The sequence below is a fragment of the Aeromonas sp. 604282 genome (assembly GCF_049170575.1).
In the GTDB taxonomy this organism is placed as follows: Bacteria; Pseudomonadota; Gammaproteobacteria; order Enterobacterales; family Aeromonadaceae; genus Aeromonas; species Aeromonas veronii_A.
In genome coordinates, this window is sequence record NZ_JAAKMV010000004.1 from 241,356 (window position 1) to 260,477 (window position 19,122).

Annotated in this window: 22 protein-coding genes; 13 read left to right on the forward strand and 9 right to left on the reverse strand. The window is 57.9% G+C overall.

The genetic code is table 11. The features are described from left to right. Positions 1–75: 75 nt before the first annotated feature. Complete coding sequence (gene dnaB / locus G5367_RS07705; RefSeq protein ID WP_026035132.1) at positions 76–1,470, reverse strand: replicative DNA helicase; 1,395 nt, start codon at positions 1,468–1,470, stop codon at positions 76–78. Positions 1,471–1,833: 363 nt separating this feature from the next. Between dnaB and G5367_RS07710 the strand changes: the two genes are divergently transcribed. Further along, the gene (locus G5367_RS07710) at positions 1,834–2,694 is read left to right on the forward strand and encodes a Tim44 domain-containing protein (RefSeq protein WP_005335275.1); all 861 of its coding nucleotides are present in this window, start codon (positions 1,834–1,836) and stop codon (positions 2,692–2,694) included. Positions 2,695–2,889: 195 nt separating this feature from the next. Here the strand turns inward: G5367_RS07710 and ushA are convergent, their stop codons facing one another. After that, positions 2,890–4,614: a bifunctional UDP-sugar hydrolase/5'-nucleotidase UshA gene (gene ushA, locus G5367_RS07715; RefSeq protein WP_158114150.1), complete on the reverse strand. Its 1,725-nt coding sequence runs from the start codon at positions 4,612–4,614 to the stop codon at positions 2,890–2,892. Positions 4,615–4,881: 267 nt separating this feature from the next. On the opposite strand from ushA, the gene G5367_RS07720 reads away from it, so the two are divergent. The 3 genes from G5367_RS07720 (at position 4,882) to G5367_RS07730 (ending at position 6,688) form a co-directional block, all read left to right on the forward strand. Further along, a complete protein-coding gene (locus G5367_RS07720; RefSeq protein ID WP_167556727.1) occupies positions 4,882–5,226 on the forward strand; it encodes a DUF2956 domain-containing protein in 345 nt (114 codons plus the stop codon). A 143-nt stretch (positions 5,227–5,369) separates the two neighbouring features. Beyond that, positions 5,370–5,705 carry a hypothetical protein gene (locus tag G5367_RS07725; protein ID WP_005358483.1) on the forward strand — a complete coding sequence of 112 codons (336 nt, stop codon included), beginning with the start codon at positions 5,370–5,372 and terminating at the stop codon, positions 5,703–5,705. 113 nt (positions 5,706–5,818) lie between these two features. After that, the gene (locus tag G5367_RS07730) at positions 5,819–6,688 is read left to right on the forward strand and encodes a hypothetical protein (RefSeq protein WP_181269973.1); all 870 of its coding nucleotides are present in this window, start codon (positions 5,819–5,821) and stop codon (positions 6,686–6,688) included. 54 nt (positions 6,689–6,742) lie between these two features. Here the strand turns inward: G5367_RS07730 and G5367_RS07735 are convergent, their stop codons facing one another. Then, the gene (locus G5367_RS07735; protein ID WP_076494970.1) at positions 6,743–8,149 is read right to left on the reverse strand and encodes a sigma-54-dependent transcriptional regulator; all 1,407 of its coding nucleotides are present in this window, start codon (positions 8,147–8,149) and stop codon (positions 6,743–6,745) included. Between the two features lie 151 nt (positions 8,150–8,300). Further along, positions 8,301–9,104 (reverse strand): FKBP-type peptidyl-prolyl cis-trans isomerase, encoded by an 804-nt coding sequence (fkpA, locus tag G5367_RS07740; RefSeq protein ID WP_005335283.1) that lies wholly within the window; start codon positions 9,102–9,104, stop codon positions 8,301–8,303. 118 nt (positions 9,105–9,222) lie between these two features. Here fkpA and G5367_RS07745 point away from each other — a divergent pair, with 118 nt between their 5' ends. Both G5367_RS07745 and G5367_RS07750 read left to right on the forward strand, forming a co-directional pair. After that, the gene (locus G5367_RS07745; RefSeq protein WP_043820853.1) at positions 9,223–10,191 is read left to right on the forward strand and encodes a vegetatible incompatibility protein HET-E-1; all 969 of its coding nucleotides are present in this window, start codon (positions 9,223–9,225) and stop codon (positions 10,189–10,191) included. A gap of 14 nt (positions 10,192–10,205) precedes the next feature. Next, the gene (locus G5367_RS07750; RefSeq protein WP_005335285.1) at positions 10,206–10,421 is read left to right on the forward strand and encodes a SlyX family protein; all 216 of its coding nucleotides are present in this window, start codon (positions 10,206–10,208) and stop codon (positions 10,419–10,421) included. 100 nt (positions 10,422–10,521) lie between these two features. Here G5367_RS07750 and slyD read toward each other — a convergent pair whose 3' ends face one another. Both slyD and G5367_RS07760 read right to left on the reverse strand, forming a co-directional pair. After that, positions 10,522–11,193: a peptidylprolyl isomerase gene (gene slyD, locus G5367_RS07755; protein ID WP_005348264.1), complete on the reverse strand. Its 672-nt coding sequence runs from the start codon at positions 11,191–11,193 to the stop codon at positions 10,522–10,524. 143 nt (positions 11,194–11,336) lie between these two features. After that, positions 11,337–11,540: a YheV family putative zinc ribbon protein gene (locus G5367_RS07760; protein WP_005335287.1), complete on the reverse strand. Its 204-nt coding sequence runs from the start codon at positions 11,538–11,540 to the stop codon at positions 11,337–11,339. Between the two features lie 39 nt (positions 11,541–11,579). Between G5367_RS07760 and G5367_RS07765 the strand changes: the two genes are divergently transcribed. From G5367_RS07765 to G5367_RS07775, 3 genes are all read left to right on the forward strand, one after another. Further along, the gene (locus G5367_RS07765) at positions 11,580–12,239 is read left to right on the forward strand and encodes a hypothetical protein (protein WP_421213097.1); all 660 of its coding nucleotides are present in this window, start codon (positions 11,580–11,582) and stop codon (positions 12,237–12,239) included. Between the two features lie 153 nt (positions 12,240–12,392). After that, positions 12,393–13,292 (forward strand): chemotaxis protein, encoded by a 900-nt coding sequence (locus G5367_RS07770; protein WP_371178290.1) that lies wholly within the window; start codon positions 12,393–12,395, stop codon positions 13,290–13,292. 65 nt (positions 13,293–13,357) lie between these two features. Further along, positions 13,358–14,344 (forward strand): hydrolase, encoded by a 987-nt coding sequence (locus tag G5367_RS07775; protein WP_042052794.1) that lies wholly within the window; start codon positions 13,358–13,360, stop codon positions 14,342–14,344. On the opposite strand, the gene G5367_RS07780 is transcribed toward G5367_RS07775, so the two are convergent. Next, positions 14,323–15,426, reverse strand: a complete 1,104-nt coding sequence (locus G5367_RS07780; RefSeq protein ID WP_421244998.1) for a membrane-associated sensor domain-containing protein — start codon at positions 15,424–15,426, stop codon at positions 14,323–14,325. The two genes, G5367_RS07775 and G5367_RS07780, sit on opposite strands and share 22 nt — an antisense overlap. A 145-nt stretch (positions 15,427–15,571) precedes the next feature. Here G5367_RS07780 and G5367_RS07785 point away from each other — a divergent pair, with 145 nt between their 5' ends. From G5367_RS07785 to G5367_RS07795, 3 genes are read left to right on the forward strand one after another with little or no spacing between them, the layout of a single operon-like run. Further along, positions 15,572–15,796 carry a YheU family protein gene (locus tag G5367_RS07785; protein WP_005348275.1) on the forward strand — a complete coding sequence of 75 codons (225 nt, stop codon included), beginning with the start codon at positions 15,572–15,574 and terminating at the stop codon, positions 15,794–15,796. Positions 15,797–15,848: 52 nt separating this feature from the next. Then, on the forward strand, positions 15,849–16,718 hold the full coding sequence (locus G5367_RS07790; protein WP_421213090.1) for a phosphoribulokinase: 870 nt from the start codon (positions 15,849–15,851) through the stop codon (positions 16,716–16,718). Between the two features lie 16 nt (positions 16,719–16,734). Beyond that, positions 16,735–17,268 (forward strand): DUF4136 domain-containing protein, encoded by a 534-nt coding sequence (locus tag G5367_RS07795; RefSeq protein ID WP_005348282.1) that lies wholly within the window; start codon positions 16,735–16,737, stop codon positions 17,266–17,268. 86 nt (positions 17,269–17,354) lie between these two features. Here G5367_RS07795 and G5367_RS07800 read toward each other — a convergent pair whose 3' ends face one another. Both G5367_RS07800 and G5367_RS07805 read right to left on the reverse strand, forming a co-directional pair. Further along, positions 17,355–17,651 carry an MliC family protein gene (locus tag G5367_RS07800; protein ID WP_005348285.1) on the reverse strand — a complete coding sequence of 99 codons (297 nt, stop codon included), beginning with the start codon at positions 17,649–17,651 and terminating at the stop codon, positions 17,355–17,357. A gap of 93 nt (positions 17,652–17,744) precedes the next feature. After that, complete coding sequence (locus tag G5367_RS07805; RefSeq protein WP_421245008.1) at positions 17,745–18,149, reverse strand: OsmC family protein; 405 nt, start codon at positions 18,147–18,149, stop codon at positions 17,745–17,747. 300 nt (positions 18,150–18,449) lie between these two features. Here G5367_RS07805 and crp point away from each other — a divergent pair, with 300 nt between their 5' ends. After that, complete coding sequence (crp, locus tag G5367_RS07810) at positions 18,450–19,088, forward strand: cAMP-activated global transcriptional regulator CRP (RefSeq protein WP_005335304.1); 639 nt, start codon at positions 18,450–18,452, stop codon at positions 19,086–19,088. The last annotated feature ends 34 nt before the right edge of the window (positions 19,089–19,122 follow it).

Sequence of the window (19,122 nt, forward strand, 5' to 3'; positions counted from 1 at the left end):
GAGCGGCAGCCAATAACTGGCTATCGGTCAGGGTAGTTGTGGTAATGGCAAAACCACCATCACCTTGGGTTTACATCAATAATCGTCATCAAACGCCGGGCCGGCGTAGTTGTCGAACCGGGAGAACTGCCCCTGGAAGGTGAGACGCACCCGGCCGATGGGGCCGTTACGCTGCTTGCCGATAATGATCTCGGCAATCCCCTTGTCCGGGCTGTCATCGTGATAAACCTCATCACGATAGATAAACATGATCAAATCCGCATCCTGCTCGATGGAGCCCGATTCACGAAGGTCCGAGTTGACCGGGCGCTTGTCGGCCCGCTGTTCCAGGCTTCGGTTCAGCTGGGAGAGCGCCACCACCGGGCACTGCAGCTCTTTCGCCAGCGCCTTGAGGGAGCGGGATATCTCGCCGATCTCCAGGGTACGGTTATCGGAGAGCGCCGGCACCCGCATCAGCTGCAGGTAATCCACCATGATCATGGATAGGCCACCGTGCTCGCGTGCCACCCGACGGGCACGGGAGCGCACATCGGTCGGAGTGAGGCCGGAGGCGTCATCGATATACATCTTGCCCTTCTCCAGCAGCAATCCCATGGTGGAGGAGAGGCGCGCCCAATCCTCGTCATCGAGCTGACCGGTACGTACCTTGGTCTGATCGATGCGACCGACCGAGGCGAGCATACGCATGATGATCTGCTCGGAGGGCATCTCCAGCGAGAAGATAAGCACCGGCTTGTCGGCAGTGAGGGCCGCATGCTCGCACAGATTCATGGCAAAGGTGGTCTTGCCCATGGAGGGACGGGCCGCCACGATGATCAAGTCCGAACGCTGCAAACCGGCGGTCATCTTGTCGAGATCGTTGTAACCGCTCGATACCCCGGTCACCCCGTTGTGGGGGGTCTTGAACAGCTCTTCAATCTTGTCGACAGTCTGCTCGAGGATCAGCTTCAGGGGCTGAGGCCCCTCGTTGGCGCTGGTGCGCTGCTCGGCAATTTTGAATACCTTGCTCTCGGCCAGGTCGAGCAGATCGCCGGAGGTGCGGCCCTGTGGCTCATAGCCCGCTTCGACTATCTCGTTGGCGACCGAGATCATCTCCCGCACCACCGCCCGCTCGCGCACGATTTCGGCGTAGGCGTTGATGTTGGCGGCACTCGGGGTGTTCTTGGCGATCTCCACCAGATAGGCGAAGCCACCCGCCTCTTCCAACTGTTCGGAGCGTTCCAGCTCCTCCTGCAGGGTGATGAGGTCAATGGGGTTGCCCGCGTTGGAGAGGCGGGTCATGGCCTGGAAGATCAACCGGTGCGGACGGCTGTAGAAATCCTGATCGATCACCCGTTCGGCAACCCGATCCCAGGCATCGTTATCCAGCATCAGGCCGCCCAGTACGGACTGTTCGGCCTCAAAAGAGTGGGGAGGAACTTTCAGCTGTTGTGTCTTGGCGTCTTTTTTCGCCGTCACTTGCTCTGCCATGCACATAAAAACCGCAGCGGGAAGGGGACGGGAATTTTACAAAAGAAAGCCAACTACGGCGAGCCCTATCTGGCGGCTCATACCATCATAAAGGGCCAAACCAGAGTCTGCTCTACCTTGACCATTTTGATTTTGCTTCGCATTTTGCGCTCCTTGCGACTCAATCTTCTGCTTTTCATCCGGTTTACTCCTCTTGTTTGACGCCGCATCGCGACAACCTCGTTCATGAATAATTCATGCCAGAGGTGATATTGATGAATACAAGCTGCGACACAATTAGGGACAGGCAGCCTGCCATGCGCCTTGCTGAGCTTGCCAAAGCGGAGCATGCCCCACCCACAGACGAGAGTGAAAAGAGTCAAAATGAAAAAGATGCTGACCCTGTTTGCCGTGATCCTGGCCATTGGCCTGGGGGCACCTCACGCCGAAGCCAAGAAGTTTGGCGGCGGCAAATCCTTTGGTAAAAGTTACAAAACTGCGCCGGCCCAGCCTGCGGCCAAACCGGTCGACAACAAGAATCCGACACTGAATGCCCAGACTCCGCCGAAAAAGAGCGGCATGATGGGCGGCCTGCTGGGCGGCCTGCTGGCCGGTGGCCTGTTTGCCTACCTGCTGGGCAGCGGTGCCTTTGAAGGTCTGCAAGGAATGGACTTCCTGCTGATCGCCCTGCTGGCGCTGGGTGCCGTCTTCCTGATCCGTACCCTGCGCAAGGGCAAGGTCGCGACGCCACAGCCACAACAGGCGGCCTATGCGGGCTATCAGCCGCCGCAATCTGCTGCCCCGCAGCAGTTTGAGCAGAGCAACAGCGCACCGCAAGCCACCGGCTTTGCCGACAGCGACGTGCCGTTCCGCCTGCCGCCGGGCTTTGACATGAACAGCTTCCTGGCCGGTGCCCGCGATCACTATCGCACCCTGCAAGAGGCGTGGAACAAGAACGATCTGGAAAAGGTGCGCGAGTACGTCAGCCCCGAGCTGTTTGAGCAGCTCAAAGCCGAGCGCGCCGAACTGACTGGCGACCAGCACACAGAAGTGATGTACGTCGATACCCAGCTGGTACGTGCTGACTATGGCAGCGACTGGGCCCAGGTGAGCGTGCGCTTCAGCGGCCGCTACATGGACCGTCAGGAGCAGGTCGAAGAAGACATCAAAGAGGTGTGGCACCTCGAACGCGATCTGGCCAAGAACAATGCCCCTTGGCATATCGTCGGGATCGAGCAGCTGTAAGGTTTAGATTGTCACTACGCAAGAGGCGGCCCACGGGCTGCCTCTTTTCATTTCATCCCCTCACCTGACCTCATACAGGCGGTGGCTATCGTCATTGATGATTGAAGAGTTGTAACCGCCACCCAAACAACGACAAAGGGCAGCCACCGGCTGCCCTTTCGGATCACATCTGGGGCTATGCGCCCCGCTGACGAATCAGTTACACCCTTCGGTAGACGTTGAGTTCAGATAGCTCACCTCATTGCCTGGCTGATAATCGGCCACGTTGATGGTCTTCTTGATTTCGATGAACTCTTTCAGCACGGCAGCATCGACCAACCCGGCATTGATGGTATCGATCTTCGGATAGCCGTCACCACCGGAGGCGCTGAAGCTCGGGATCGCGAAGCTGTAGGTTGCTGCCGGATCAAACGCCTTGCCACCGATACTGGTGATATTGACGCTCTTGGCTTGGCAATCCACCGCCATGTTGATACCGCCAAACTGGGCATAACCACCGGTATTGCGGGTCTTGGTTGCCACCTGGCCCAGATAGGTCGCCAGATCACTCCCCTTCATGGCCGCCTTGTTGACCGTGTTGCCAAACGGGTGCACCAGCAGCACGCTGCGGTAGGTGATATCACCGGCCGGGATGCTGTCACGCACACCACCTGAATTGACGATACCAAAGTCGACCCCCAGCTTGCTGCTGGTCGCCGTGGTGATGAGACGACCCAGGTTGGTCTGCTTGTTGCGAACCGAGTTGCGATCACCAACCAGCAAGCCATCTGCCGAGCCAATGACGACATTCAGCTCTTGCTGACCTTTCTCCTGATAACCCAGCAGGGTGTTATACAGCTCGGGGTCCTTGGTGATCTCATCCTGGATCAACACCATGTTGGCCGGGTCCTTGGTCACGGCACCGTTGGCATCGATCGCCTCGCCCTTGGCGTTGCGCTTGATCAGGTTGACCGGGATCAGGTCATAGCTGGTCAGGGTCAGCTTGCCATTCTGGTAGTCAAACTGGGCGCGGCCCACATACTTGCCCCACTCGTGAGCCTGCATGATCCAGGTACCGTTTTGCTGATCTGGCTGGCAGTTATCACCCGGTTTGAAATTGGCGTACTTGTTGGTGGTGCCCGGTTCCATACAGACCGGATTCTGGGAGTGGCCACCAATGATGGCATCCAGAGTCCCTGCCGGCAGCGCACGAGCCATCTCTACATCGCCCGGCGCGTTGCTACCGTGCTGACCATCGGCATAGTGGCCCATGTGGGTGATGGCAAAGACCAGATTGGCCTCCTTGTTGTCACGGATCTGTTTGCCCAGCTTGGCCGCCTCGCTGGTCGGATCACGGAACTCCAGGGTCTGCACGTTGTTGGGATCCACCAGCTGGGCGGTATCCTCGGTAGTCAGGCCCAGCACGGCGACCTTGAGGCCGCTCTCCAGCTTGAACACCTTGTAGGGGTCAAAGTAGTGTTTACCGCTGGCCTTGTCATAGATGTTGGCCGAGAGCATGGGGAACTGAGCCCACTTACGCTGCTTTTCCAGCACGCTGAGGGGGTTGTCGAATTCATGGTTGCCCACCGCCATCGCATCGTAGCGAATGCTGTTCATGCCGACGAAGTCAGGCTCGGCATCCTGCAGATCGGACTCCGGCACCCCGGTATTCACGTCACCACCGGAGAGCACCAACACCTCGCTGCCAGCAGCCTTGGCCTCGCTACGCAGCTGCTCGACCAGAGTCTTCTGGGCAGCCATACCATACTCATTTTCGGCGTTGTGCCAGAAACGGCCGTGGGTATCGTTGGTGTGCAGGATGGTCAGTTTGCAGACATTTTCGGTGCAGGGTGCAACGGTGTCATTGCTCGAGGTATTACAGCCAGTCAGTGCAGCAAGCACGGCCAGTGCCACGCCGCCTTTGATGAAGTTATTATTCATATCCATATCACCTTGATTGTTTTGTTATTTAATGACCTTATCCAGCCGGTCGGGCGCCAATATAACAAACAACAGATGACCGTTTTTCATCGATGACTCACAAATTCCGTTAATTGTGATCTTCACCCCAACATAGAGCTTCTTATTGATTTCTAGAGTTTTTCGTTGAGATGTCACTCACTTGCAACGCCTTGTTATCAAGGTGGCGCCACGTATACGCCCCTTTATGGCATACTCCCCAGCCAACCATGCCCGAGGAGAGAGTTGATGGCCAAGTACGACAAGATTTCCCCCGAGACCCAGCAGGAGGCGATGAAAATTGCCCGTGCCAACCAGAAGCCGGGGCAGACCAAAGAGCAGACCCAGCTTATTGCGCAAGGGATCCAGAAAGGCATCGACGAATACAAGAAGCAGATGAAGGCGCGGGCCCGCGAAGCGAGCCGCCAGAAAAAAATGCAGGCCAAAGCCAGGCAACCACAGGACGCGCCACAAACCGAAGAGCAAGACGATCAGCTTGAACTGGTTGAAGTAAGCCATCAGCATCCCCTTCCCTGGATCTTGCTGGTGCTGAGCTGGTTGGGATTTGCAGCAGCCTGGTTCTGGTTGCACTAAGACGTGCTAGCAAACCTTTATCCGGGATCCTCTTCACAGCCCGGGCCCGGGCTGCTGGTGATTACCTGCGAAGAGTGGTTAAATCCCGCGCCTCTTGCACCGGACAACCGGTTTTTTGACGATCAGTTTTCAGGAAAGATGTTATGAACCCCGCTCCGCTCTATCTGCTGGCCCCTTTTGTTCTGTTTCTTGTGACCATGCTGCTCTATCGCATTTCGCCGCTGCGGGCGGTCGCCGCCGGTGGGGTACGCTGGTTTATCCTGCCGGCCTTCACCCTGTTTATTTTGCTGATCATCATCAATGGAGCCGCCGATCCCGCCCTGCGCGATCCGGCATTCCACTGGTTGATGCCGGGCCTTGGCTTTGCCCTGAGCCTGTTTCCGGCCCTGCCCAAGGCGCTGGTGCCACGGCTCGCCATCAAGGAGGGGGCCTTTGCCGCCCTCGGTCTGATGCTGATGAGCCTGGCCATGGTCTACTGACCAACTGGCCACAGCCGTTAACATGACTCAAGGGGCGCTCTGTGACGGGCGCCCCTTGTACAAATAATGGCCGGCAGGCATCTTGGTGACAGGATAACCAGCAAGGAGGCCAGATGGACAATCCGCCCGATTTCATGGCGCTGTGGGATTATCAGGATCCCGCCGCCAGCGCCCTGCGTTTTCATACCCTTCTTCCCGAAGCGCGCGCCGCCGCCGACCTGCAACTCGAACTGGAGTTGCTGACCCAAATTGCCCGTACCCATTCGCTGCAGCGCCAGTTTGCCGAAGCCCACCAGCAACTCGACGAGATAGAGCCTCGCCTCACCGATCAAACCCCCAGAGCACGGATCCGGGCCCTGCTGGAGCGAGGCCGCACCTTTAACTCGGCGGGCGACAAAGCCAGTGCCAAACCGCTGTTTGAACAAGCTTGGCAATGGGGGCTCAAGGAGAAGGAGACCTATCTTGCTATCGACGCCGCCCACATGATCGCCATCGCCGCACCGCTGGAAGAGCAGAGCCGCTGGCATCAACTGGCGATGGAGCTGGCGGAACGCAGCAGTGACGAGAAGGTGCGCGGCTGGCTGGCCCCCCTTTACAACAATCAGGGCTGGACCCTGTTCGAACTGGGCCGCTTCGAGGAGGCGAAAATCCAGCAACAGAAGTGCCTGGCCTGGCATCTGCAACATAACCAGCCGGCCAAGGTGTTTATCGCCCGCTGGAGTCTGGCTCGCCTGACTCGGGCCCAGGGTCAGCACCAGCAGGCGCTGGCAGAGCTGCACCAGCTCAAGGCCGATATGGCCGAGGCTGGCGAACCTGAGGATGGTTATCTGTTCGAGGAGCTGGGGGAGAATGCCTTGGTGCTGGACGATCCGCTGGCCGCGGAATACTTCTCCCGCGCCTGGTTTCTGCTGTCACAGGACCGCTGGTTCAGCGCCAACGAGGGGGAGCGACTGGCCCGCCTCAAGCGCCTCGCCAAACTCTGATCCCCAAAATAGCAAGGGCGGCACGCTAGCCGCCCTTTCTGCTGGCAAGATGGTTCAGGCCCGATTGGACTCCTCCCACCCCTGCTTTTTACGGTAAATGGTAGAGGGGCTGATCTCGAGCAGGGCCGCCGCCTTGGGAATGTTGCCGTCACAGCTGGCGATGGCCTGTTCGATCACCTCTTTCTCCACCAACCAGAGCGGACGAATTGGCCCGTTGGCCACGCCGGTGGCTGCCGGAGCCGATGCCACCGCTGCCGCAATCGCAGCCGGTAGTTGGGGGCGCACCCCATTGAGCGGTGGCGGCAGAATATCCGGGCTCACCAGCTCCTTGTCATTGAGCACCACGATATTGCGCACCACGTTTTGCAGCTCGCGTACGTTGCCAGGCCAGGGGTAGTCAAGCAGCACTCGCGCCGCCTCGACATCGAAATCCTTGAAGCGTTTGTTCTCCTCCTTGGCGTAGCTTTGCAGCAGGGTGCGCGCCAGCAGCAGGATATCCTCACCCCGCTCCCGCAGTGGCGGCAGGGTAAGCGGAATTACGTGGAGCCGATAGTAGAGATCCTCGCGAAAACGACCCGCTTTCACCTCCACCAGCGGATCCCGGTTGGTGGCGCAGATAAAGCGCACATCCACCGTCTCGAGCTTGCCGCTGCCGACCCGCTGCACTGTGCCGGTCTGGATGAAGCGCAGCAACTTGCTCTGCAGATCCAGGTCCATCTCGCAGATCTCGTCGAGAAACAGGGTACCGCCATCAGCCAGACTGGCTGCCCCCTTGCGATCCCCCTGGGCGCCGGTAAAAGAGCCCTTCACATGACCGAAGATCTCGCTCTCCATCAAATCGTGGGGAATGGCGGCGCAGTTGAGGGCAATAAAGGGCTGCTCGCTGCGGGGACTGCACTGGTGAATCGCCTCGGCACACACCTCTTTGCCGGTGCCGCTCTCGCCAGTGATAAAGACGGTCGCCTTGCTGGGCGCCGCGCTCTCGATGATGCGATAGACCGCCTGCATCGCCATGGAGGCACCGATAAAACCGAAGAAGGAGCTGCGCTCGAAGTTCTCCCGATAGTGGGCAACCAGCGAGCTCAACTGCTGGTGTTTCAGGGCATTGCGGACGGTGGCGCAGAGCCGCTTGCTGTCAAACGGCTTGGTCAGAAAATCGAAGGCACCGAGGCGCATCGCCTCCACCGCCACATCCACCGAGCCGTGGGCGGTGATCACCACCACCGAGCAGGGCAATTGCTGTTCGGTGATCATTTGCAGAATATCCATACCGGACATATCCGGCAGCTCCAGATCCAGCAGCACCACGGGGGGAGGACTTGCCAGCAACTGCGCCAACGCTTGTTGACCACAATCGGCCAGCACCACCTCATACCCCTCCTGGCGCAGGTACTGTTCATAGACCACCGCCAGACTACGGGTATCTTCCACCAGTAGGACACGCGATTTATTTTCAGCCACTGGACTCATCCTTGTATTTGATTCTGCGATCTATTTTGCCTTATTTTCGCGCGCAAACCCAACGCCAAGACAACTCTGTTATCCCGCGATTGCAGGGAATACACAAGTAAAAACGGCTCCTTAAGGAGCCGTTTTTAACTACAAGAAGGGATTACTTCTTGGCGTCATCAGCAGTCGGCTTCTCGATAGCCAGCAGCTCAACGTCAAACACCAGCACGGCGTTCGCCGGGATGGAGCCTGCACCGTGCTCGCCATAGGCCAGCTTGGACGGCAGGAAGAACTTGAACTTGGAGCCAACCGGCATCAGCTGTACGCCTTCAGTCCAACCCGGGATAACCTGGTTGAGCGGGAAGGTAGCCGGCTCGCCGCGATCGACGGAGCTGTCGAACTTGGTGCCGTCGGTCAGGGTACCGGTGTAGTGCACCTTGACGATGTCGGTAGATTTCGGCTTGGCACCAGTGCCCATCTTCTCGACCACGTATTGCAGGCCGGATTCAGTGCTCTTCACACCCTCTTTCTTGGCGTTTGCAGCCAGGAACTCTTCACCCTTCTTCAGATTCTCAACGGCGTCTTTCTCGGCCTTGGCCTTGGTCAGCTCGTTGATCTTGGCATCGTAATCCTGCAGTACCTTCTGGATCTCTTCATCAGTCATCTTGGCTTCTTTGCCCAGACCGTCGGTCACCCCTTTCAGGATCACGGCGTTGTCCAGTTTGATGCCCAGTTCCTGCTGACGCTCCAGGGTATTGGCGATGTAACGACCCATGGAGAGGCCAATTGCGTAGCCAGATTGCTCTTCAAAGCTCTTGGCTTCGGCCTTGGTCGCCTCTGCCGGCTTGCTGGCTTCTGCCTTCACTTCGGCGGTATTGGCCGCAGCAGGCTTCTCGTCTTTTTGGCAAGCAGTCAGACCGACGGCAACCGCCGCCGCCAACAGGGACACCTTCAGAAATTTGTTCATCAGTTTCTCCAAACTCCAAATACCGCTCTCGGTTCCATCGTGAAATGAGAGGTTTATCGTGATAAGCGCCTTATACTAACGCCGTGATCGCAGGTAACAAAAGCGTGAGACCGCAAAAATGATAAAAAGTGCCATTTATCTGGTGAGCCTCTGTTTAATGCTCACCGGTTGCGAGCAGAGCTCCCAACCCAACCAGCAAATGACCCTCGCCAGCACGGGTCTGCTGACCGCAGATCTCTCCAGTGATGGCAAGCAGGCCATCGTCTCCAGCATCAGCCAGGGCATCATCGTCTGGGATCTGGAACAGAACCGTCAACGCTGGCGCTGGAAGCAATCCGACTCGGCGGATGATCTGGTATTCATTACCCGTTTTTCCGAAGGCAACAGCCATGCCGTCACCGCCACCCCCGATACCTTTGCAACCTGGCGGCTGAGCGACGGGCAATCACAAGGCTACTACTCACTTCCTGAATCCAGGCTGAGGGACATCGCGCTCTCTGCCGACGGTCGTTATGTGCTGATCGGGCGGGAAGATGGCAAAGCTGAGTGGCTCGATACCCGAAGCGGTCGTCGCCTGCAGTTTCTGGGACACACCGAGCAGGTCAATACGGTGGATCTCTCCGCTAACGGTCGCTATGCCCTGACCGGCGGCAACGACTATAGCGCCTATCTGTGGGATACCCGTAGCGGGCAGGTGATCTGGCGCTTCAACCATGGTGGCCGGGTGATCATGGCCAGACTGGAGCCGAGCGGCCGCTACGCCTTCACCGCCGACAGCAGCCGGGCCAGCATCTGGGATCTGAAAACCGGCAAGGAGGTGAGTCAGCTGCAATATGATCACCGCTTCGAGGTTTACACCAGCGCCCGCTTTGCCAACGATGGCAAGTGGCTCATTACCGGCGCCCCTTCCCGTCAGCTCTCCCTGTGGCAAGTGAGCGATGGTGCCCTGCTGCAGAGCTGGCGCGTCTCGCCGCAACCCAAGGTGAAACCGCCCAGCGCAGTAGTCTACGGCGTCGCTTTGCGCGACAATAGCCACCTTGTCAGTGCCAGCTCCAGTGGTCTGGCCGAAATCTGGACAATCAAGTAAGGACCCGAAGGCCCATGAGTCAGCAACTTAACGATCGCATCGAAACCCTGGAAACCCGTCTCGCCTATGCGGAGTACACCATAGAGCAGCTCAACGACGAGGTAACCACCCAGGGCCGTGAACTCGATCGACTCAAATACCAGATCCAGCTGCTGATCGACAAACTGCAAAGCGTACAACCCAGCCAGATTGCCAGCATGGCCGAAGAGACCCCTCCGCCGCACTACTGAACCGGCGCTATCTCTGGTCTGGCGACATGGCTTGGCACCACTGTCAGCCAATAAAAAACCCGCGATTATCGCGGGTTTTTTATCATCGGCCTGGCCGTGATCAGTGGTGATGACCCTTGCCACCACAACCGCCACCACCGCAGCAACCGCCGTGACCATGGTCATCACCGTGGTCGTGGCCATGATCGTGACCGTGGCCAGCACCGCCGCAGCAACCGCCCTGGCCGTGATCCTCATCATGGTCGTGACCATGACCACCACAGCAGCCGCCGTGATCGTGGTCATGACCGTGATCGTGACCGCAACCACCGGCACCGTGAACGTGGCCGTGAGCCAGCTCTTCGGCAGTGGCAGCACGCACGTCCTTGATCTCGACCTTGAAGCCCAGAGTCACACCAGCCAGCGGATGGTTGCCATCCACTTTGACGAACTCTTCGGACACTTCAACCACGGTCACCGGACGGTGGCCATCGTCGGTTTCAGCCACAAAAGTATCCCCTTCGGAGACTTCCATGCCATCGAACAGCTCGCCCGGTACTTCTTGTACCAGTGTCTCGTCATATTCGCCGTAGGCCTGGCTCGGTGCCAGAGTCACTTCGAAGGCTTCACCTACCGCGCGACCTTCCAGCTCGGCTTCCAGGCCTGAGACCAGGTAACGGGTGCCGTGCAGATAGACCAGCGGCTCTTTGCCGACAGTGCTGTCGATGACTTCACCGTGCTCGTCGGTGACTGTGTATTCCAGCGTAACCACGCTCAGAGGAGCTACTTTCATGTCAGGATCCTGCGGATAGAAAAAAACGGGCTCAGAATACCCTAAAAAGCGGGCCGCGCATATGCCGTGCGGCGCCACTGAGTGACGAAAAAAACGGCAACAGCGTCAGCAAGGAGACCCTCATTCCACCCGCCGTTCCCTTATCAGGGGCGAAACACCCCGATCACCTCTTCCGCCTCGCGAGTCTGCTTGTCGACCTCGGCAGGCGTTTGTACCTGGGTATCGCCACAGGCGACGCAGGTCACCTTCTCGACTCCATGCTCCAGATACAGCATCATGTTGTCCAACTTGCCGCACGCCGGGCAGACTGCACCGGCAATGAAGCGTTTTTTACGTCTGGTTTCCATATTTGTTACCTCCAGGCAGCATCATATCAGGGTTTTTACATGCATCACGCCATCGAGTATCACCATTTTTCCTGCCAGGGCCTGCACGCCGGCAACCGCAAACGAACTCCGGTCGGGCAGCTGTTGCGGATCACCCGGGGCGCCGCGCTGCTGAGACTGGGCCAACATGAGCTATTGCTGCCGGCAGGCAGCAGCTTCTGGCTCTGCGCCGATGCCCTCGCCGCCTTCAGCCCCCTCAGCGGTTGCGAGTACGATCAGCTGAATGTCTCTTTGCGCGTGGCTCAGCCGCAGCAGGCAGGCTGGCTGCAGACGACCCCGCTGCTCGATGCCCTGCTCGACTCGCTAGCCCGGTGGCAACGTCCGAAAGAGTGGCAAGGGGCCTACGGTCAGCGACTGCAGGTGATCCTGGATGAGCTGCAACAGTGCGCCATCAGCCAGCAGGGTTATGGTGAGCTGCAAGCTTGCTGGCAAGCGCTGGCCAATGGCCAGCCGGAGTCTCTGCAACAGTGGGCACAACAAGCCGATGCGCCGATGGAAGGGAGTAAATTGCAACAACAGTGGCAACTTCTACAGGCGCTCAGATTGCTCAAGGGCGGCAGCAAACCCGCGCAGGTGGCCAGCAAGCTGGGTTATGCCGATGAGGCCTCATTGCAAGCAGCCTGCCAGCAGTGGGGAGTTGGCGAAGATGGTGATCAATAACCGGATGCCGGTGTGAATGCGCCAACTAAATTGGCTGAACGAGTCCAGTTTTTTGCCAGATGGTCGTTAACAAGGAAGGGCCATCCCCACCGTAATCCTTTATGCTAGAGACCTGAAGTGACTGCCAACGTTTCGACCAACAGGACATCTGCCATGACGAGCAAAGCCAATCAATCCCAAGGCATGTTGCTGTTTCACCTTTCGGCCCAGCAATCCTTTGCCATCGGTACTCTCAAGGTGAAGGAGATAGTCCCTTACACCCAGCTGACCGCCATGCCACACTCGCATCCGACCGTGTTGGGGGCCGCCAACATGCGCGGTTCCACCATTCCGGTGATCGACATGGCAATGGCGGTGGGTTATCGCCCCATCAGCAAGGAGGAGATGCCCCATTGCTTCATCATCATCACCGACTGCCGCCGTACCCTGGTGGGCTTTCTGGTACGGGGTATCGACAAGATCACCGAGTGCAACTGGCGCGATATCGAATCACCTCCCGCCGCCCTCGGCCACAATGTCTTCGTAACCGGTGTAACCCGGGTCAATGACCAGCTGATCCAGTTGCTGGACGTGGAGCTGATCCTCTCCCGGGTCTATCCGGACGATCCGAGCCACCTCTATCCGGTACTGACCGATGTGCAGCGGGAGCGGATCAAGCCGATGCGGATCCTGCTGGTTGATGACTCCTCGGTTGCCCGCCGTCAGCTGATGGCAGCGCTGGACTACATCAATATTCCTTATGAGGTCTGTACCAATGGCAAGGATGCACTGACCCTGATGCAGCAACGGGCCAGCCAGAAGACCCCTATCGACATTCTGGTGAGCGATATCGAGATGCCGGGGCTTGATGGCTACGAGCTGGCATTCGAGGTACAGAGCGACAGCAAACTGGCGGGAGCCTACATCATCCTCCACACCTCGCTCTCCAGCGAGATCAGTGTGGAGCGTGCCCATCAGGTGGGGGCTCATGAGGCGCTGACCAAGTTCGAGGCCAACGAGCTGATCCAGGCCATGCTGCGCGGCGCCGAACATCACGATCGCCTGCTGAAATAAACCAATGACTGGCGGGAGGTCACTCCTCCCGTCCTCCTTATCTTCGACACTGACCGGCTGACCCCATGCTGACCGAGAGCCACTTCCACGCCCCCTGGTGGGCCCGCAATCCTCATCTGCAGACCATATTGCCCAAATGGCTGCGCCGCCCCCCTGCCCGTTTTGTGGCGGAGCGTTTTGAACTGCAGGACGGGGACTTTGTCGACCTCGCCTGGAGCGGGGAAGTCAGCCTTGATGAACGGCCGCTGGTAGTGGTGTTTCACGGGCTGGAGGGGAGCATTCACTCCCACTATGCCAAGGGATTGTTCGCCCACCTGCAGCAAGAAGGCAGAGAGGCTGTGCTGATGCACTTTCGCGGTTGCAGTGGCGAGCCCAATCGCCACCTGCAAGCCTATCACTCCGGCGCCATCGGTGATGCGCAGGAGCTGATTGCCGAGCTGAGCCAGCGCTTCCCGGGCAAACCGCTGATCGCCATCGGCTTTTCACTGGGTGGCAATATGCTGGTCAATCTGCTGGCACGGGCCTGTCCTGCGGCATTGAAAGCGGCGGTGGTGGTCTCGGCCCCGCTGCAACTGGCGAGCTGCGCCGAGCGGGTCAATCAGGGCTTCTCGAAGGTCTACCAGAACTATCTGCTGCGTACCATGCGCCGCAATCTGCTCAACAAAATCAGCCAGCAGCAGAAAGCGAGTGAACGCTGGCAACCCCGGCAAGTGGAGCAGATTGCCACCCTGCGTGATTTTGACGAGCTGGTCACCGCGCCACTGCACGGCTTTCACAGTGCAACCCACTACTACCAGAGCTGCTCCGGCCTTCCCCTGCTGCGCCAGATCCCGATCCCGACCCTGGTCATCCACGCCGCCGACGACCCTTTTATGTCACACGCAGTCATTCCACGGCCGGAGCAACTCTCGCCCGCGGTGCGCTATGAGCTGAGCCAGCGCGGCGGCCATGTCGGCTTTCTGCACGGCACGCCCTGGCGGCCACGGTTTTGGCTGGATGAGCGGATCAGCCGCTGGATTGCCGAACAGAGTCACTCTGCAACACAGAACTGATTGCGTCCCAACTCCTTGGCCCGATAGAGCGCCTGATCGGCCCGCTCCAGTAGCTGCTCGCCACTCTCCCCGTTTCCCAGTGCTGCGATCCCCTGACTGATAGTCACCTGACCGGCGACGTCGGATGCCAGATGCTCAAGCTGCACTTCAGCCAGCCCATCCTGCAACCGCTGCGCTACCTTAGCTGCGCCCTGACTATCGGCATCGGGTAGCAGCAACACAAACTCCTCACCGCCGTAACGGGCAGCCAGCTCCGCCTCACTGCGCACCACACGCATCATCAACTGCGCCACTTCCCGCAGGCAGACATCTCCCGCCTGATGGCCATAGTGATCGTTAAAGCGCTTGAAGTAGTCCACATCAATGAGGATAAGGGCAAGCGGAGTGCCGCTCGACTGACTATGGGCTCTGCAACGTTCGAGTTCCTGACTGAAGTGGCGCCGGTTGGCAAGACCGGTCAGTGGATCCTGCTTGGCCAGTGCATCGAGGCGCCGCAACAGAGCCAGATTGTCATGCTCGCGAATTACGGCCAACTCAAACCAGCGATGCAGCATCCGGCGGCCAACCTCCAGCGCCATGATGGTACATACCACTTCAAGCAGATAAAGCTGGGGAAAATCCACCTCCAGCCACCACAAGCGCGCAACGCCAAATAGCAACGGTACACTGAGATAGGCATATAGCACGCGTCGGTCGGGATAGAACGCGATCAGCGCGGCCAGTAAATTGAGGCGCATGATCCCGTTGGCATAGCTTGCACCTCCCCGCAGCTCAACTTCACCAATGGTGAAGATATGCAGCGTCCAGACGCCCCCCCAGACCAACATTACGACCAGTGCGCACCATAGCCAGACTCGATCCTGCATATGGTTGCAGAGCAGGGCTGCAACCGGCAGTAGCAGTAGCACTACCATGACAAAACCCAACTCACTCTGAAAACGCCATGGTAGAGCACCATCACTGGCCAGGCCCGCCTGACTGTAGACCTGGTAGCGTATCGCAAGAAACAGCACCACCAGCCAGTTCAACAGCCAGAACCAGACCATGCCGCGACTGATAGCCTGCCGGCGAGCAAGATCCATGTGAGCCGACATCGTTGAGGGGGCCCGGCGTTGCTCTTCAGACAACATGTCTCACACTCCACGAAACGCGTAAAAAGAGGTTGCACTCATTTTATTGCGCACAACAATAGCTGACAGTTATACCCTTTTGCATCGAGATCCCTTCATGATAATCCCCTGGCAAGCATTGGATGCCGATACCCTGACCAACCTGATCGAGCACTTTGTGCTGCAGGAAGGCACCGAATATGGCGAGCATGATGTGCCGCTTGAGGCTAAGGTCGCTATGGTAAGGACTCAATTACAGCAAGGCATCGCCGTGATCGTCTATAGCGAGTTGCATGAATCGGTCAATATTGTGCCGCGTGATCGTTTCAACGAGCCGTCTTGACCATCTCGGGTTCACGCCCGTATAACGAAACTCCCAAGGAAGAGAGCATTCTATGTCGGCCAAGCATCCCATTATCGCCGTCACCGGGTCGTCCGGTGCCGGTACGTCTACCTCCACCATTGCCTTTAGATCTATGTTCCACCAGCTGGGTTATCAGGCGGCCGTGGTAGAAGGTGACAGTTTTCACCGCTATACCCGCCCCGAGATGGACGTGGCAATCCGCAAGGCGCGCGAGCAGGGACGCCACATCAGCTATTTTGGCCCCGAGGCCAATGACTTCGGCTTGCTGGAGAGCTTCTTCCAGGGCTATGGCCAGGATGGCACCGGTCAATATCGCCGCTATCTGCACAGCTTTGACGAGGCGGTCCCCTTCAACCAGATGCCCGGCACCTTTACCCCCTGGCAGCATTTGCCGAACGATACCGACCTGTTGTTCTACGAAGGGTTACACGGCGGTGTGGTCACCGAGGATCACAATGTGGCCCGCCACGTTGACTTTCTCATCGGCGTGGTACCCATCGTCAACCTGGAATGGATCCAGAAGCTCATTCGCGATACCTCGGAGCGTGGCCACTCCCGTGAGGCAGTGACCGACTCCATCGTCCGTTCCATGGATGATTACATCAACTTCATTACCCCGCAGTTCTCCCGTACCCATATAAACTTTCAGCGAGTACCGACGGTGGATACCTCCAACCCCTTCAGCGCCAAGGTGATCCCGAGTCTGGACGAGAGTATGCTGGTGATCCGGTTTCGTGGCATAAAACAGGTTGATTTTCCCTACCTGTTGTCAATGATCGATGGATCATTCATGTCGCGGATCAATACCATCGTCGTGCCGGGCGGCAAGATGGGGTTTGCCATGGAGCTGATCCTCAAGCCACTGATCCAGCAACTGCTCGAAACGGGCAAAATCACCTGATACAAAGGAGCTTATGATGCGCTTTGCCTCTCTCTCTGTGGTGCTACTTGCCCTGCTGGGTGGCTGCAGTAGCGGGCCGTCAGCACCAACGTTTGAGCCCGGAACCATGGTGGCTCGCTCGCTCGGTGACTGGACCTTCGGCGCCACTCCGCGCTACGCACTGGCTGAACAATATCAGTTTGCCGGCGATCAGGCCGAAGGATGGCTGGAACCCATCCAGAATGCGGTCAGTAAAGAACTCAATGGCAAGGGGTGGCAGAGCGTTCCTCTTGATGAAGCGGATCTCTGGGTCGCTATCGGTGTAGCGGGTAACAAGGATATCAGCGATGGACAGATTTTTTCCCGCCTTGGCATGACGCCCGGGGTGCAGGCCACACCGGATCAGCGCAAGGGCACCCTGGCCATCGTGCTACTCGACCGCAAAACCCAGAAAGCCGTCTGGAGTAGCGCCATCTCGCTGGCCAGCGATGTCGCCATTGCCGATAACCAGCGCCAGGCTCTCAGCCAACAGCTCGCGGCCAAACTGCTGGCACCAGTACCAACCCACTGACGTCCTCATCATTTTTGTTGATGCTTTTAATAAGAAGAGCGGCTTGTCGAATGACAAGCCGCTCTTCTTGCGGGAACACACCGGGATTACTTCAGCGTACAGGTCAGCAGCGTCACCCCTTTCTGGGTAAGGAGAGCTTGTTTTTCCTGATTCCAGAAGGTGGTCAGGCCGTCAGAATATTTGGCGCCAGACTCTGACTCCACACGCGCCAGCTTGTGGTAAACACCGGCATAGGGGAACTGCACCATATCAGCCTGGGCATCATAGGTAACGGCCAGCATCTCTTCGCCACACTGGTATTGGCTGTATTGATACTGGGTAGGTTGCGGGCTGCTGCACGCCGCCAGGCCCAAAAGGGGAAGCAGAGCGATCAATTTTTTCATTGCACTTTCCTTATGTAATGGCTTTATGTCATGGCCTTGTGCAGTGGCCTTACGTAACGGCCTTATGCCAGGGTACCAACGAAACTATCGTTATCAAGCTTCAACAATTTGATAACTATGGGTAATTTGTACCGCTTTTTCCAACATCAGGGAAACAGAACAGTATTTTTCCATCGACAGATCGACCGCTCTGGCCACCTGTTTCTCTGCCAATCCCTTGCCTGTCACCACGAAGTGCAGATTAATCTTCTCGAAAACCCGGGGCACGCTATCGACCCGTTCGCCACTGACATCAACATGACATGCGCTCACCGACTGGCGCGCTTTTTCGAGGATGGAGACCACATCAATGGAGCTGCAGCCACCGACCGCCAGCAGGATCATCTCCATCGGGCTGGCCCCCTCACCGGGGTTGGCACCATCCAGGATCACCTTGTGACCGGATTCACTCTCACCCACAAACTTCATCCCTTCCACCCAGCTGACCTTGGCTTTCATCTCGCACTCTCTCCTGTTAATCATGATGATGGATCCCTAGCATAACCCAGTCGCTTATCTCTGCCGAACAGGGGGAGTTGGGATGGAAATAGATCAAAATCAACATCTCCGACCTCTATCTTCCCTAGAATGGCCGAAGCGGCGCAGCAGGCATTACTCAAAGGGCTCTGTCAAAAGCCCGCAAAGCCTTGTCAGCACAGGCAAAGGCTCTTATCCTACTGCGACCAATACAAGGAATGGCAAGATTGGCAGCTTGCCCGGACGCACAAGTCCATAAAAAGACACTACAGAGGAATTCTCATGGTCATTGGCAAACCGCAAAGCGATCCCACCCTGGAATGGTTCTTGTCGCACTGCCACATTCATAAGTATCCCGCCAAGAGCACCCTGATCCATGCGGGTGAAAAAGCGGAGACCCTCTACTACATCGTCAAGGGCACTGTGGCCGTCTTGATCAAGGACGATGAGGGCAAAGAGATGATCCTCTCCTATCTGAACCAGGGCGATTTCCTGGGCGAGATGGGGATGTTCGAGGAGAACGAGAATCCCGAGCGCTCCGCCTGGGTTCGCGCCAAAGGCTCTTGCGAAGTGGCAGAGATCTCCTACAAGAAGTTCCGCCAGCTGATCCAGGTCAACCCGGACATTCTGATGCGTCTCTCTGGCCAGATGGCCAAGCGCCTGCAACACACCAGCCAGAAAGTGGGTAACCTCGCCTTCCTGGATGTGACTGGCCGGATCGCCCAGACCCTGCTCAACCTGGCCAAACAGCCGGATGCCATGACCCACCCGGATGGCATGCAGATCAAGATCACCCGTCAGGAGATCGGCCAGATCGTCGGCTGCTCCCGTGAAACCGTGGGCCGCATCCTGAAGATGCTGGAAGAGCAGGAGCTCATCTCTGCTCACGGCAAGACCATTGTGGTATTTGGCACTCGCTGATGACCCGTCCGCAGGCCTGGCTGAGGCCTTGGGA